We start from the raw sequence: 15958 nt of genomic DNA, 5'->3' as shown, positions 1-15958 counted from the left end.
CTTTAGGCAGCTTTCTTCCTCCTATTCCCGTAAAGGGCAAAACCCAATGCAGCAACTAACAGCACAGATCCTGCCAGCGAAATTTTCTCCCCGGTATAGTAAGATACAGGCTCAAACTTAAATTCAACAGTATGGTTACCGGCTTCAAGCTGTGCAGCACGCAACACATAATCTGCGCGGAAATAAGGCTTCTTCACTTTATCAACATACATGTTCCAGCCTTTATCGTAATAGACTTCAGAGAATACGGCGATTACATCGGTCGGTGCGCTGTAAGAATAAACCAGGTGATCAGGGTGATAGCTTTCCAGTTTAATCATCGCCGTAGCACCTCCTGAAGTGATTTTCTTGGGATCTATAAGTGATTTATAACGTTCATCAACAATGGCCTCTCTTTTAGGGTCAAAGCTGCTGATCGCTTTCATTTCTTCATCTGCATCTTTTGCAAAACGCACACTTTCTACAAACCATGCGTTACCCGCTGCAGTTGGGTTGCGCTGCATTTTATAAGAACCGTTTTGCTGGTCCTGGGTAATGATGTATTTCGTGTTCAGCATATCCAATACATCCTGGTTAATGCTTTTTGAAAATTGTTTATCAATTAATTCCTGGTAACGTTTCAATTTAGCAGCATGGTAACCACCTATGGTTTTATGAAACTGAGATGCACTGGCATCAGAGAAAGTAGAGATCGATAAATCAAGCACCCTGAAATTCGGATCTTTATCTGCCAGAATGAAAGTATCAACATCACGTGGCTGGAAATGATTCGTTAAATCGGTTTTATTGGCAAAATTACTATTATTCAAATAACGGCGATCCACCTGCCACATGTCTATCAATACTGCAAAGCCGATTAAAATAATGGTCAACTGCAAGCTCATTTTCTTTTTCAGGAAAGCCCATAGCAAGGCATAACCCGCAGCAATGAAAAACAAAGATCTTAACGCATCAGCACGGGCAAGATCTGCACGATCGGTAACCAGTGCATTGGCAATTTTCATGGCCTCGCCCCTGTTGTTCTGCAGCATCTGCGTCAGCGCGTCTATCATTAAACCATGATTCGGACTCATGAAGCTAAAGAATAGTGTAGGTATAATGGCTACTAACAGCACAAAACCACCGGTAACACCAGCAGCAATATTTAGTTTTTTCACTAACACCCCCTGCTCATATTGCCCTTCCATTGCTTCTTTGATGGCTAAAATAGCCAGTAGAGGAACCAGTAGGCCTACTACTGCAAGGATGGATTCGACTGCCCTGAACTTATTGTATAATGGTAAATAATCGAAGAAAATATCAGATACCAGCGGAAAGTTACTTCCGAAGGACAACAACATAAAGAGGATGGTTGTACCTAAAATCCACCACTTCATCCTGCTGCGAACGATCATTAAACCGAATACAAACAGGAAACAAATAATGGCACCGAAATAATAAGGTCCCGATGTAAAAGGTTTTCCGCCCCAATACTGCTGTAAACCAATCTGACCGCCCAATTGCTGGATAGCCTGGGTGGGATCCCCACCAGTTAATGCGGCTAAAGATTTATAAACATTACTTTCAGGTTTAATAAGTGCATCAATACCACTTGCGCCACCATATAAGTTTGGAATCAGGAAGGTAAAGCTTTCCCCTACACCCTGGCTCCAGCCATAAGCATATTCTTTAGATAATCCGGAACTTTCCTGCGCTGCATCCGTCGTTAAATTCGACTTGCCACGGTTGGATTCCTCGCCATATTCATAGGTTGTCCACAATGTACTTGCGTTAACCATCAACGCCAGGACCCCGCCAATAGCAAGAAAGGCAATTGCTTTACCAAAAGCAGGGAAGCGTTTATCTTTAAAAGCATGATAAGCTTCCACTACAACAAAAATAAATAATGCCATGAACAAGTAATAAGTCATCTGAATATGGTTGGAACGGATTTCAAGGGCCAGGAAGAGTGCGAATAAACTTCCACCGAGCCAATATTTGCCCCTGAGGCTTAAAATAACAGACGCAAGCAGGGGAGCAAAAAAAGCAATGGCCATCGCTTTGTTACTATGTCCGGCCTCAATGATGATAAAATTATAAGAAGTAAAAGCAAAGGCGATAGCGCCAGCTGCAGCGAGGTAAGGATTAACCTTTAATACACAAAATAGCAGGTATGCACCTACTAAATATAATAAAACCACGTCTACCGGGTCTGGCAAAACCGTTTTGATCAAGCCGATCACATGTGTGGCCCCGTTCATTGGATATTGAACCCAAATTTGGTAAGCTGGCATCCCTCCGAACATTTGATTAGTCCAAAGCGGGCCTTTACCATCTTTGGCTTTATAGTCCATAATTTCTTTTTGCATGGCCTTTGCCTGCAACACATCACTTTGTGCAGGAGCTTTGCCTTGCATCACTGGACTGAAATAAGCGAAACAGATGATTACGAAAAATCCGATGATGGCTAAGTGTATGCCATTTGTTTTTAACCAAGTATTCATTAAGGGTTATTTATTTGAAACTAACCCCAAAAATATAAAAAGGAAAGAAATAAGCACTGAATAACGAAGAAATATAAATATTTATATTATTTCACTTCCTCATACTCTACAAAATCACCCATCTTATCTGGGTTTCCCGGTTTTGGTTGAGGGGGCATATAGTCAATAGAAATCGAACCTTCAGGTTTCTGAGGCCGTTGTGGTGAGGGTCCCCCACCGTTGTGAGCTTGTTGTTGCATCTTACCGAAAATATTTCTCAGCATGAGTGGAAACACCAACCTTATGATCATTCTAATCAACCAAAGTACTAGGATGGTGATCATTATAAATTTCAAAAATCCCATATTTTAATCTTAATATTTACAAATATGACGGAATCCGCCTTTAATTATTACAAAAACACATGCATTATTGCACGATATTTACAAATCTTCTTCAACAATATGGGCCACTCTACCCACCTGCCCATCTTCCAGTCTCACTTTGATACCCCTTGAATGAAACGCAGAAGAGGTTAATAAGTTTTGCACAACCCCTCTTGTTAAGGTACCAGACCGCTGGTCTTTTTTTAATATGATATCAACTTCTAATCCAGGGTAAATATCTTTTCTATTCTTTCCGTCCATTAAATTATCATTTTTTATTTACTAAAACGCTCTTCAAAAACTTTTTCCATTGCAAACATCTCATCCCTTAACCTGGCGGCCATTAAGAAGTCCATGTCTTTTGCCGCTTTAGCCATTTCTTTCTTAGTCTTATCAATAGATTTCTGCATTTCTGCTTTGGTCATATATTGCACTACGGGATCTGCAGCAATGCTCACCTCATCCACTTCCACATAGGCCTTGGCCCTGGTGGCATTTTCAGAAAAGTCAAGCATAGAACTTTGTTCCATAATGGCCTCCCTGCTTTTACCAACCGTTTTTGGCGTAATACCATGTTGCAGGTTATAAGCAATTTGCCTTTCTCTTCTGCGGTTCGTTTCATCAATGGTTTTAGCCATTGAATCGGTCATATTATCCGCATACATGATCACACGGCCCCTGTCATTCCGCGCAGCACGCCCAATGGTTTGGATCAATGACCTTTCAGAACGTAAAAAACCCTCTTTATCAGCATCAAGAATGGCTACCAAAGATACTTCTGGTAAATCCAATCCCTCCCTCAATAAGTTGATACCGATCAGCACATCGAAAACCCCCAGGCGTAAATCCCTTAGAATCTCTACCCGATCCAGCGTTTTCACTTCCGAATGGATATAGCGGACTTTGATGTTCAGCCTGTCCATATATTTTGTCAACTCTTCCGCCATTCTTTTTGTCAGGGTGGTCACCAGTACCCTGTCGCCAATCTTAACGGTTTTATCAATCTCATCCAATAAATCATCCACCTGGTTAATGGCCGGTTTAACTTCGATAACGGGATCCAACAGACCAGTAGGACGAATCACCTGTTCGATGTAAACCCCTTCACATTTCTCTAATTCATAATCGGCAGGCGTCGCACTTACATAAACTGTCTGTGGTGCCAGCCTTTCAAATTCCTCAAAGTTCAAGGGCCTGTTATCCAAGGCAGATGGCAGACGGAAACCATATTCTACCAGGGACATTTTCCGGGACCTGTCGCCGCCATACATTGCCCTGATCTGAGGTACGGTGACATGACTTTCATCAATGACCATTAAATAATCGTCGGGAAAATAATCAAGCAAACAGAACGGCCGCATCCCCGGCGAGCGCCCATCAAAAAAGCGGGAATAGTTCTCAATACCAGAACAATAGCCCAGTTCTTTCATCATCTCGATATCGAAATTCACCCTTTCTTCCAATCGCTTAGCTTCCAGTAAATGACGATCTCCGAGTAATTGGTTCTTGCGGACCTCTAATTCCTCTTGTATACCCCAAATAGAAGAATTGAAGCGGTCTTTGGGCGTCACAAATAAGTTAGCCGGATAAATAGCCATATCTTCCAGTTTCTCCAACGTTTTTCCGGTCACAGGATCAATCACACTGAGTTCCTCAATGTCATCCCCAAAAAAAGAAATCCGGTAAGCACTATCCAGGTAGGCCGGAAAAATATCCACCGTATCCCCCTTAACCCTAAAAGTTCCTCTTTTAAAATCATTAATGGTACGGGCATACAGAATTTCAACCAGGCTGTGTAAAAAAGAATTCCTGGAAATGCGGGTACCCACTGAAAAACGAAATACGGATCGCGAAAAATCTTCGGGATTTCCCATACCGTAAATACAGGATATGGAAGAAACCACAATCACGTCTCTCCTGCCCGACATCAATGCAGATGTAGTTCGTAACCTCAGTTTTTCAATTTCCTCATTAATACTAAGGTCTTTTTCTATATAAGTATTACTGCTCGGCATGTACGCTTCCGGCTGGTAATAATCGTAATAAGAAACAAAATAATTGACTGCATTATCGGGGAAAAAATTTTTAAATTCTCCGTAAAGTTGTGCCGCCAGGGTTTTATTATGACTTAAAATAAGTGTCGGCTTCTGTGTTTGTTCAATCACATTGGCCATGGTGAAAGTTTTACCTGAACCGGTAACACCAAGCAGTGTCTGGTAATGTTCCTGGTTGTTAACCCCTTCAACCAATTGTTTTATGGCATTTGGCTGATCGCCGGTAGGTTGATAATCTGAAACGAGTTTGAATTTCATCCGTATATGATTTGTTTTTGATCTAAATTCATCGTCAACCCAGACCTGTTCCGGGATCTGTTGTTTCAGAATCTTAAAGCATTATCCTGCATTTTCAAATAGATGTGCATTTATTCAAAGATAAGAAATCTGAGGTATTGAAATGTGATGTTATTATCCTATTTTTATGGGCATCATGAAGTTATTGGCCTATGTACCCCATCTTACTCCCCGTATAAAGTACATTTTCTACTTTATGTTCCGTGATGTCCTGAAAACTGATATTGAATTCAGCTCTAATCTGGCCGAATTTAAGCGCTCCCCCTTAGCTAAAATCAGCTATTCCAATCAATCAGTTGCAGATGAAATTCACTTTCGGAACGTAGATCTGCTGCTATCACATAAAATTATAAGAACAACTTTCAAGACTACCGCTTTTGGTGACACCATCGTACCTTTCGCTATCAGCGGTGGCGCATTGCCATTTGATCCTTTTGCAGCAGCCTTTTATTTTGTAAGCCGTTATGAAGAATATCTTCATTACATCCCTGATGATGAAGGGCATTATCCGGCAGAACTGAGCTTGCAAAGCCGTTTAAAGATTTTACAGATCCCTGTTGTTGATGCCTGGGCTTTAATTATCAAAAACCTGCTGCTGAAAAAATATCCGGATCTTCACTTCGGTAAAAAAAGCTTCAATTTTATTCCGCTCACTTGCATGTATCCCGGCGGGACAAACGCCAGGGGATTAATTCATTCCGCAAAAAGCATTTACAATAAAACCAGGGTATTATTTACCAGAAAAGCGGTGCCTGAGAATGAATCCACAGAAATACATCAGTACTTGAAAAGCCTGCAGGATAAATTCAAGGTGAATGGCCTGTTTTTTTATCTTTTGCCGGATGAAGACGGCGAAGTGGATGGGCAGATCGATTTGCCTAAGAGCTATCTCCAGCTATTGAAGGAAGGCACTAACAAGGATTACCGCATGGGCTATAAAAAAACGGCAGGCTTTCGTGCAGGAACCTGCAGCCCTTTTTATTGGTATGACCTGCAGCTGGAGAAAAGCACGCACCTGCTGGTTCACCCTATAGCCATCAATGATTTAAGCTTAAATGCAGACAAACTTACCCGTACTGACTCCATATTGGAGAAATGGAAAAACATGGTCGATACGGTGAAACTCCTTAACGGGCAGTTTTATATTTTATGGCACCAGGACAACCTCTTGAATACCGGAAAGGGGAAAACTGCGAGAAAGCTGTATGCAAAAATGTTAAGCAATTTTTTATCTTTACCAAATGATCTTCGACCTGAGTAAAACCAATTCTATCGCAAACGTTTTTATTTCTGAGCTGAGAGATGAGAATGTTCAAAAAGACCCTATGCGCTTTAGGAACAATATGGAAAGGCTCGGTGAGTTTTTTGCTTTCGAGATCAGCAAAAGTATGGCCTTTACCAGTACGGAAATACAAACCCCATTGGGAATTGCAAACTGTAAGGGCCTGGCCGCTCAACCGGTGCTGGCAACCATCCTTCGTGCTGGCTTACCATTACACAAAGGCTTATTGAATATTTTCGATAAAGCAGAGTCTGCTTTCATTACTGCATTGCGCAAATCCAACAACGCAGGCGGTTTTCTCATCCAGATAGAATATATTTCCACGCCCGATTTAAACGACAAGGTCGTTATCATGGCCGATCCAATGATGGCCACAGGACTCAGCATGGTGTTATGCTGTAAGGAATTAATACATCGTTTCAACATCAAAGAATTACACATTGTTGCCGCCATTGCCAGTACCGAAGGCATCAGGCATGTGCGTGCAAACCTCCCAAAAGCTAAATTATGGGTCGGTGCCATCGACGAAGAGATGACCAGCAAATCTTACATCGTTCCTGGTTTGGGCGATGCAGGTGATTTAGCCTATGGGTCAAAAATATAAGCATGATAAAACATATCTTTTTTGATCTGGATCATACGATCTGGGATTTCGACCGCAATGCGGAAGAGACTTTGATGGAGCTTTTTGAGCAATATAACCTGCCGGGACTTGGCTTAAATTCTCCACAAAATTTTATACAAACGTATACCGAAAACAATCATTTTCTTTGGGCTGAATACCACCTTGGTAAGATCACCAAGGAAGAATTACGATCGCAGCGTTTCAGTAAAACTTTTATACAGTTAGGTGTAGAACCTTCCCTGGTGCCACATCAGTTTGAAGCTGATTATGTGAGGATCAGCCCTACAAAAACCAATCTTTTCGAAGGCTCGGAAAAAGTTCTTGCTTATTTAAAGGAAAAATACGCACTGCACATCATCTCCAATGGGTTTAAAGAAACCACCCTAACTAAGATGTCCGTTTCTGGATTAAACCCTTATTTCAAAAACGTCATCATTTCTGAAGATGTTGGTGTAAACAAGCCGGATAAGGCGGTCTTTGAATATGCGCTAAATAAAGCGGGGGCAACAAAAGAAGAAAGCATTATGGTGGGGGACAGTATTGAGGCAGATATTAGAGGTGCCCAGGCTTTTGGAATGAAGGCAATTTTCTTTAATCCATTAAACCGTGAAAAGCCGGCAGATGTAAACTGGCAAATTACACATCTCGAAGAATTGTTACTCCATTTCTAAAAGAAATGGGTAAATTCATTTATGCACAATGCCCAGCTATTTTCTTCTATTCATCACCTTACAGAGGCCTACCGCACGAAATTAAGCACCATTGATGATGAGCAGTTCCAGCTCACACCATCCGTCGGTGGCTGGTCGTACAGTGAAGTATATTCGCATATTTTTGACTCCAGTATTTTATCCCTGAAGGCTATGGAAAATTGCCTCGAAGGCAAGGGCAAGAAGCATTCAACAGCTTTCATCGTGAAAATCATTTTATTTCTTGGTTACCTGCCACCGGGCAGAAAATATAAAGTTCCTCAAAAGCTGGAATCCCGGGTGAAAAAGATGACCAAAGTGGAGGCCGAAGAGCTGATTCAACGTTTCGCTCAGCAACTGGAACCTGACTATAAAAAAATGGGAAAGGCCAGGGCTGATATTAAAACACCACATCCCCGTTTGGGTTATTTAAACGCCAGACAATGGCTTCGATTTATTGAAATCCATTTAAAACATCACCTCAAGCAGTTAAAACGGATTGAGAACAGCTTTTAATTTTACATCTTTGCCTCATGAAGATTCCGGGAATTAAAGGTTTTGACGAGGCAGCTTTCCAGAAATATTTTAAGAATACCAGCTGGCTAATGTTCGGCAAGATCCTCAGCATGATTGTTGGTTTTTTGATTGCCCGTTATTTAGGTCCCGTTTCTTTTGGCGATTTAAGCTTTGCCGATGCTTTGACAGCGATTGTTGCTGCTGTAGGTACCTTGGGCCTTGATAGCTTTATCATTAGGGAGATCATCAAAGAACCGAATAAAAAGAACGAAATCCTGGGCACCTCGCTGGCCATGAGATTGGCAGTTAATTTATTAATCATTCCCATTAGCATCGGCATTTATCTTCTTTTCCACGAATTTTCAGATAAACCCGGAAGACCACTAACCCTGATCATCACCTTACTGTCCATTGCCTCCTTCTTTAAATCATTTAATGTGATTGACTCCTACTTTCAGTCGCAGGTCCAGTCAAAATATGTAGTGCAGGTCCAGAATATTGTTGTCATCCTGTCGGCAGTAGTAAAAATAGTCCTGGTGTGGTTAAATATGCCCCTGATCTACTTCGCAGCAGCAATTACTTTGGATGCGCTTATTTTAGCGATGGGACTCGTGTGGATGTATCATATCAGGGGCTTCGACATGCGCCAGTGGACCTTTAATTGGTCCCGGGCAAAATCTTTATTGCAGCAATCCTTTCCATTGATCCTGTCAGCAGTAATGGTGTCTATTTACATGAAAATTGACCAGGTGATGCTAAAAAATGTCGGCAGTGCAGAGGTGGGCATTTACAGCGCTGCGGCAAAAATCAGCGAAGCCTGGTATTTCATCCCATTAGCCATTGTGACATCCGTTTTTCCGGCAATCATCAATGCACGTCAAACGGATCTTGATCGTTACCATAAGCGCCTGAAAAACCTCTATGACCTTTTAATTTTCATGAGCCTGCCCGTAGCCATTGTCCTCAGCTTTTTTGGGACAGATCTTATCCATCTTTTATATGGAAACCGTTATGAAGGTGCAGGCCCCATGCTGAGCATCCATATCTGGTCGGGCGTATTTGTATTTCTGGGGGTTGCCAGTTCACAATATTTGCTGGCAGAAGGCTATACGAAGATCTCTTTTCAAAGGACAGCCTTTGGGGCTGTAGCAAATATTCTGTTAAACCTATGGCTTATTCCACTATATGGAGGTGTAGGTGCCTCGATCGCCACTTTAATTGCTTGTTTTCTTTCTACTTTTTATATTATTTTTATACCAAAGACAAGGCATCAAGGCATTATGATGTTAAAATCCTTATTTTTGATCTGTGCCTTACAAAAAATTAAAATACGTTGAGCAAACTTAAAGCATTAGCTACCCTTATTGCAAAGCCAAACCGGCTAAACGCACTCTTATCTTACGGCCATAAAGGCTACCTGGCCAACATCGGTTGGTTTAAGGCATTTGATACACAGCAGGCAGTAGATGCAAATGGTGAAGCGCTTCCCTGGGTGACCTACAGTTTTATTGACTTTATCAAAGACAGGCTTAACAAGGAACAAAAGGTATTTGAATATGGATCAGGGAGTTCTACTTTATTTTACGCGAAACGTGTAAGCAAGGTGGTTTCTGTGGAACATGATGAAAACTGGTTCAATAAAATTGTACGCACTAAGCCTGCAAATGCAGATATGATTTTCACTAAGCTGGAAAAAGGCGGTGAATACAGTAAAAAAGCAGCCCTATTAGGTGAGCAATTCGACATTATCATTGTGGACGGCAGGGATAGGGTAAACTGCTGTAAAGAGAGTATCCATGCCCTCAGTAAGCAAGGTGTATTGGTATTGGATGACTCGGAACGAAAAGAATATGATGAGGCACGCTTCTTTTTGAAGGACAACGGTTTTAAGGAGTTGTCATTCAGTGGCATTTCACCTGGATTATTCTATTTTAAAGCGACCTCAGTTTTTTATAAAACCGAAAACTGTCTAGGGATATAATTCTTATTAAACACCATCATTCATGCAGAATTTTGCGCCCATAGCGCTCTTTGTGTACAATCGCCCGCAGCATACAGCACGTACGCTTAAATTTCTTAAGCAGAATTCACTTGCACCGGAGAGCCGTTTGTTTATATTTTCTGACGGTGCTAAAACCGCAGCTGATGAGGCTAAAGTAGCAGAAGTAAGAGAACTGCTCAAAACGATAGATGGCTTTAAGTCGGTCGAAATCATTGAACGCAGCGCTAATATGGGTTTAGCCGACTCGATTATCAACGGGGTCAGCAAACTGGTGACTACTTATAAACAAGTCATTGTTTTTGAAGATGACCTGATCACATCCCCACATACCCTCACTTATTTCAACGAAGGTTTAAACCGTTACAGAGACGAGGACAAGGTGATGCACATCGGTGCTTACATGTATCCTTTAAAGACCAATAGCCTGCCTGAGACCTTCTTTTACCGGGCGGCGACCAGTTGGGGCTGGGCAACCTGGGAAAGTGCATGGCAACATTTTGAACCCAATATAGATACCCTGATTGCACAGTTCAATGGCCAGAAAAAACAGGCCTTTTCCATTGATCATACCATGAATTTCTGGAAACAAATGCAGGAATTTAAGAGCGGCAAGAACAACTCATGGGCTATCCGTTGGTATGCTTCGATATTCTTAAAAGGCGGATTAACATTAAACCCGTCCCAGTCATTGGTCAATAACATCGGTCACGACGGTTCAGGCATCCATTCAGGCATCAACGATATCTACAACGTCATTATCAACCCGAAGCAGATTACGGAATTTCCGAAAGAAATCAAGGAAAATGCAGCGGCTTATACAGCGATCAAAGATTTCCTGACCACTAGAAAAGGATCATTCTGGGAACGCCTTAAAAGGTATGCAAGAGAAACTATCAGCCGTTTGAAGCAAAAATAGCGAGCGTTGCGATTTAAGAAATTCAGGAAGTTTTTTTTCTTGCTTCCAGGATGATATAAGGCGACAATTGTTTAGAGTTGAACGGGATTACTTTGGTCAGTAATTTACCGGCAAGCCAGGTTGTTTTCTTAAATAATTGCACAGCCTTAGGCTTTTCCTGTTCATTTTCAAGCCAGAGGCTAAAATTGCCAAAATAACGGGATTGTATGACTTCCAGACCTGCTTTTTCACATATCCCGGCTAAAAGCACAGGATCCATGCAATCAATATTGTGCTTTTCGTAATTCTCGGGGTCAAATTTCCGCTGGAACCATCCATTTAGCGCTTTAAAGTTTGGCAAGGTGATGAATAGCGTACCGCCTGGTTTCACGAAGGTAATGTGACGGTTAATGATATCTGCCGTATCATAAAAATGCTCGATTAATCCACAGGATAAAACAAGGTCATACTGCTTTTCAGGGGTATATTTAAAAAGATCAGTTTCAACAATATGAATATCACTTTCCTGGAGGCCATTGCTTTGCAACAGGTCACTGGTGATCGGCGGGTGCACAAAATAATCCAGCAGGGTGACATCAAGTTTAAAGAACTTCCTCAAAAACACGGCATAATAGCCTGGAAAGCCACCGAGTTCAATCGCGGTTTTAACTTTGTTTTTCTCAATGATATCCTCAAGTTGCCGGTGAAATAAATAATTAGCTGGAATGTTTACAGACAGGCCTGTTTTATTTTCCCAATAATTTACCCAAAAAGCTCTGTCGGTTAACTGGTTATCCATACTTATTGATTTATTTTTGCTTTGCTGTCATCATGCCGGACACCGTTCCGGTATCCAGATCTTGGAACAGGTCCCGGGATGCAGAGTCGATCCAGCATACCGAGTCGCTTGCGAAAATACACAAAGAGATTTTAATAAAGATTACCAATATTATGTATTTTTGAGAAATTGGAAGTCATTTTTATAAGAAATTGAAGGTCATACATCTAAATACATACGAAGGTAACGGAGGGGCTGGCAGGGCATGCTTACGATTAAATGATGCATTAAATGCGCAAGGTGCAGATTCTGAGGTGATGGTTTTCTATCAGTTCCAGGAAAGCTCCAAAACGAAGAGCTTCAGCAGAACACCTTTTCAGAAAGGCTTCGCCATCTTCAACATCCTTGCAGAAAGGTATTTCGTGAAAGCCTTTGTCAAAGCTTTAAAAACCCCCTTCTCCTTACAATGGTTTGGTCGTTCGCTGATCAAACACCCTGATTTAAAAAAGGCAGATATTATACACCTGCACTGGATTAACCATGGCTTCCTGTCGCCAAAGTTCCTTGCAGAACTGGATGAGTTGGATAAACCCATTGTTTGGACCTTTCACGACAGCAATGCTTTTACGGGTGGTTGTCACGTTCGCTATTCCTGTGAAAACTATCACCAGCAATGCGGCTGTTGCCCCCTTTTAAAATACAGCGGAAAAAGCGATATTTCCCACCAGACCTGGCTGCGTAAAAAGAATGCCTATGCCAGGCTCAACTTTCACATTGTGGCACCAAGTAACTGGATGGCCAATTCTGTCAAGTTCAGCAGCTTAATGGGCGCCAGGGCAGTAAATGTGATCCCTAATACGATAGAGACAACTATTTTTAAACCCTATGTTAAAGAAGCTGCAAAAAAGTTGTTGAACATAGCGCCTGAAAAGTTTGTGCTGATGAGTGGTTTCATGCCATCCAAAAACGACAAACATAAGGGAACGAGCTATTTACTGGAAGCCTTGGAAAAATTCAGTAAAAGACCGGGTATTAACAAAGGAAATATTGAGCTGGTGATTTTTGGAAATAAAGAAAACGCAGAGATGCCAGAGTTCCCCTTCAAAACTACTTTTCTAGGCACAATCAATAATGATGAACACCTGGCAAAATGTTATTCTGCAGCCGATGCCTTTCTTACCGCTTCCTTAGAAGATAACCTACCGAATACCGTTATGGAAAGCTTGTCATGCGCTACCCCCGTGATCGCATTTAAGACAGGTGGAATTCCGGATATGGTCAAACACCAGCAAAATGGCTACCTGGCGCAATATGAATCAGCAGCAGACCTTGCCAATGGCATGGAATGGTTATACCGGCTTCCAAACAAAGAAGAGATCCAGAAAGAAGCCCGCAGAACGATATTAGCAGACTTTTCTCCAGCTGTAATTGCAGAAAAACACTTAAATTTATATGAGTCGCTCCTCCGGCTGCATCCTCATTAACCATTTCCCTATGCAAGCCAAGTTAAGCGTCATTACTATAGTTTACAATAATGTTGCAGCCATTGAGCGCACCATGCGGTCAGTGTTGGAACAAACCTACTCCCCTATTGAATATATCATCATAGATGGCGCCTCGACAGATGGCACAATGGAAGTAATTAACCGATACCGCAGCCAGATAGACAAGGTCATCTCGGAGTCCGATCAAGGCATTTATGATGCTATGAACAAAGGTTTGAAAGTGGCCACGGGAGATTATGTGCTGTTCATGAATTCTGGCGATGAAATTTATGACAAGGATACGGTGACCCAGGTTTTCGCGACAGAAGAAAATGCGGATATCTATTATGGGGAGACGGAAATGTATAATGAAGACTGGCAAAGTTTAGGTCAGCGAAGACATTCGGCACCAGCGGTTTTTAACTGGAAAAGCTTTAAATACGGCATGAATGTAAGTCACCAGGCTATTTATGTAAAAAGGAGCCTGGTTGAACCCTATGACCTTGGGTATAAGTATAGTTCGGATATTGACTGGATCATTAAAATTGCTAAAAAATCAAGCCGAATAGTGAACTGCCAACGTTACGTAGCGAAATACCTTGTGGGTGGCGTTTCCAAGAAAAAGCACCTGGAAAGCTTGAAAGAACGCTTCCGTATATTTACCAAGTACTACGGATTGATCCCTAATGTCTTAAATCATGTGGTAATTGCCTTAAATCTGACGAAGTATTTCGTGCAGCACAGAAGGACGAACGATTAGTATTAAGGAGCTTTAGCTACATTAAAAGTGGTAGCATCAGGATTGGAAGATCCGGGCCACCTTTTTATTTTTCCTTTCATCTGTTTACCATTGGCAGATAAAGTTCCGTCAACCTCAATCAGGCCTAATTTGTCTTTTTCCAATAAATGCACTTTATTTCCCTTTAGCGTTCCGGTGACCTGAATTACCCAGGTAAGGCCAGACACCTTCGTCCCCGGAGGTAGCGGACCGACAGAATCATTTTGAATGAGGGAAACCGTTCCTTTAACTTTATTATCCTGGGTCTTCAAATTAAAAGACACAAATTGGGGCATAAAACGAATCGGATCACCAGACGAATCAACGATAAAACCTGTTTGACGAAATACAGCCGTACCATAATACACACCAGTAGGATCGGTAATCAAGGCTATTGCCGTAGCATTAATCCGCTTGGAGGCTACCTGCTCACCCTGTTGATTTTTAGCAATCACCTTTAGCGTTTGTCTGCCTGAGGTTTTCCCTAAAACCCAATCGACCTCGGCAGTTCCTTCCTGCAAAGTTTTAGTCTGGGTGGGGATCACTGTACCATCATCTGTTTCAAAATTGACGTCGGCAAAACTAATAGGCACACCACCTGCATATTGTACCCCAATGACGATGGATTTGGGAAGTCTTGTACCCACATTGGCTTTTTGATTTGCCCCCGACACCACCACAATTTCAACGGGGGATTGTTCTGTTTCTGTTGTTTGTTCTTTTTTGCAGCCTATTAAACAAAGACTGATCACGAAAATAATCAATGGAAGACCCTTGCAACTTTGCATAACAAAAGATTTACTACAATTTAATGCTTTAATCCCGCCTATTCAATTGATTTTCAAAACTGTATACTTTAATAAAAGTAAATGTGAAAGGTAACAAGGGGCAACCTGATGACGGCTCCCTGCCCGATAAAAAATCCTGACAAAAACAATCTTTTTCCTGATTTGTCTTTTAAAGAGATAATAGAAGGTAACATTTAAAATTTGAAATCATGGGAAAGTTAAGTAATAGAAAGATCGCTGTTATAGCAGAGAATGGTTTTGAAGAATCAGAATTAACCACTCCTGTTCAAAGATTAAAGGAAGAAGGTGCAGCGGTAGATATTGTTTCATCAAAACCAGGAAAAATCCAGGCCATGAAAGGCGATCATGACTGGACTATAGAAATAGAGGTCAATAAATTAGTCTCTGAAGTAAATGCAAGTGATTACCAGGGATTGCTTATTCCTGGCGGTGTTCTGAATCCTGATTCTTTGCGGAAAAATGAGGATGTGATCAAACTGGTGCAGGAATTCTTCAAAGCAGGAAAACCCGTTGCTTCAATATGCCATGGCCCGCAGGTACTTATCACCGCCGGTGTTGTTAAAGGGCGGAAAATGACGTCTACAAAAACCATTAAAATTGACCTGGTTAATGCGGGTGCAAACTGGGTAGATGAAGAAGTGGTGGTAGACCAAGGATTAGTCACCAGCCGCAGTCCGAGAGATTTACCTGCTTTCTGCGATAAAATGGTGGAAGAATTTACTGAAGGTGTTCATGCTGGTCAGCATGCCTAAAACGAAAGCAGCTGAATAACTATTAAATCAGCAGCTATTTAGCTTAGGATTTTTAACGGCAACAATGGTGAATTTCACCAATTGTTGCCGTTTTTGTTTATTGATCTTTTGTCAAAGCTGCTATTTTATGATTCATAGCCCCGCATGAT

At 41.6% G+C, this 15958-nt stretch carries 16 protein-coding genes; 10 read left to right on the top strand and 6 right to left on the bottom strand.

The annotated features are described in order from the left end of the window. Positions 1–2 precede the first annotated feature (2 nt). The 4 genes from WG905_RS03255 to uvrB form a co-directional block, all read right to left on the bottom strand. Positions 3–2483: a hypothetical protein gene (locus tag WG905_RS03255; protein ID WP_339590266.1), complete on the bottom strand. Its 2481-nt coding sequence runs from the start codon at positions 2481–2483 to the stop codon at positions 3–5. 86 nt (positions 2484–2569) lie between these two features. Next, complete coding sequence (locus tag WG905_RS19560) at positions 2570–2827, bottom strand: DUF4834 family protein (RefSeq protein ID WP_489737902.1); 258 nt, start codon at positions 2825–2827, stop codon at positions 2570–2572. Positions 2828–2905: 78 nt separating this feature from the next. Beyond that, positions 2906–3109 carry a YwbE family protein gene (locus tag WG905_RS03245; protein ID WP_339590264.1) on the bottom strand — a complete coding sequence of 68 codons (204 nt, stop codon included), beginning with the start codon at positions 3107–3109 and terminating at the stop codon, positions 2906–2908. Between the two features lie 14 nt (positions 3110–3123). After that, a complete protein-coding gene (uvrB, locus tag WG905_RS03240; RefSeq protein ID WP_339590263.1) occupies positions 3124–5160 on the bottom strand; it encodes an excinuclease ABC subunit UvrB in 2037 nt (678 codons plus the stop codon). A gap of 166 nt (positions 5161–5326) precedes the next feature. Between uvrB and WG905_RS03235 the strand changes: the two genes are divergently transcribed. From WG905_RS03235 to WG905_RS03205, 7 genes are read left to right on the top strand one after another with little or no spacing between them, the layout of a single operon-like run. Next, on the top strand, positions 5327–6460 hold the full coding sequence (locus WG905_RS03235) for a DUF7033 domain-containing protein (protein WP_339590262.1): 1134 nt from the start codon (positions 5327–5329) through the stop codon (positions 6458–6460). Further along, on the top strand, positions 6441–7085 hold the full coding sequence (upp, locus tag WG905_RS03230) for a uracil phosphoribosyltransferase (RefSeq protein ID WP_339590261.1): 645 nt from the start codon (positions 6441–6443) through the stop codon (positions 7083–7085). Before WG905_RS03235 ends, upp begins: the two co-directional genes overlap by 20 nt. Before the next feature lie 2 nt (positions 7086–7087). Further along, positions 7088–7777, top strand: coding sequence for a YjjG family noncanonical pyrimidine nucleotidase (locus WG905_RS03225; protein WP_339590260.1), 690 nt, complete (start codon positions 7088–7090; stop codon positions 7775–7777). Between the two features lie 21 nt (positions 7778–7798). Further along, positions 7799–8311, top strand: a complete 513-nt coding sequence (locus WG905_RS03220) for a DinB family protein (protein ID WP_339590259.1) — start codon at positions 7799–7801, stop codon at positions 8309–8311. Positions 8312–8328: 17 nt separating this feature from the next. After that, positions 8329–9648, top strand: coding sequence for a flippase (locus WG905_RS03215; RefSeq protein WP_339590258.1), 1320 nt, complete (start codon positions 8329–8331; stop codon positions 9646–9648). Next, complete coding sequence (locus WG905_RS03210; protein WP_339590257.1) at positions 9645–10292, top strand: FkbM family methyltransferase; 648 nt, start codon at positions 9645–9647, stop codon at positions 10290–10292. The genes WG905_RS03215 and WG905_RS03210 overlap by 4 nt, the downstream gene beginning before the upstream one ends. A gap of 22 nt (positions 10293–10314) precedes the next feature. Then, positions 10315–11229: a glycosyltransferase gene (locus WG905_RS03205; protein ID WP_339590256.1), complete on the top strand. Its 915-nt coding sequence runs from the start codon at positions 10315–10317 to the stop codon at positions 11227–11229. A gap of 22 nt (positions 11230–11251) precedes the next feature. Here the strand turns inward: WG905_RS03205 and WG905_RS03200 are convergent, their stop codons facing one another. Continuing rightward, the gene (locus WG905_RS03200) at positions 11252–12007 is read right to left on the bottom strand and encodes a class I SAM-dependent methyltransferase (protein ID WP_339590255.1); all 756 of its coding nucleotides are present in this window, start codon (positions 12005–12007) and stop codon (positions 11252–11254) included. 191 nt (positions 12008–12198) lie between these two features. Here WG905_RS03200 and WG905_RS03195 point away from each other — a divergent pair, with 191 nt between their 5' ends. Both WG905_RS03195 and WG905_RS03190 read left to right on the top strand, forming a co-directional pair. Next, positions 12199–13470 carry a glycosyltransferase family 4 protein gene (locus WG905_RS03195; protein ID WP_339590254.1) on the top strand — a complete coding sequence of 424 codons (1272 nt, stop codon included), beginning with the start codon at positions 12199–12201 and terminating at the stop codon, positions 13468–13470. Positions 13471–13480: 10 nt separating this feature from the next. Continuing rightward, the gene (locus WG905_RS03190; RefSeq protein ID WP_339590253.1) at positions 13481–14230 is read left to right on the top strand and encodes a glycosyltransferase family 2 protein; all 750 of its coding nucleotides are present in this window, start codon (positions 13481–13483) and stop codon (positions 14228–14230) included. A 2-nt stretch (positions 14231–14232) separates the two neighbouring features. Here WG905_RS03190 and WG905_RS03185 read toward each other — a convergent pair whose 3' ends face one another. Further along, positions 14233–15036 (bottom strand): hypothetical protein, encoded by an 804-nt coding sequence (locus WG905_RS03185; protein ID WP_339590252.1) that lies wholly within the window; start codon positions 15034–15036, stop codon positions 14233–14235. A gap of 209 nt (positions 15037–15245) precedes the next feature. Here WG905_RS03185 and WG905_RS03180 point away from each other — a divergent pair, with 209 nt between their 5' ends. After that, a complete protein-coding gene (locus WG905_RS03180; RefSeq protein WP_339590251.1) occupies positions 15246–15809 on the top strand; it encodes a type 1 glutamine amidotransferase domain-containing protein in 564 nt (187 codons plus the stop codon). The last annotated feature ends 149 nt before the right edge of the window (positions 15810–15958 follow it).

The sequence above is a fragment of the Pedobacter immunditicola genome (genome assembly GCF_037482985.1).
GTDB lineage: Bacteria > Bacteroidota > Bacteroidia > Sphingobacteriales > Sphingobacteriaceae > Pedobacter > Pedobacter immunditicola.
Note: the sequence above shows the minus strand (reverse complement) of the source record. Positions and strands in the feature narration are given on the sequence as shown.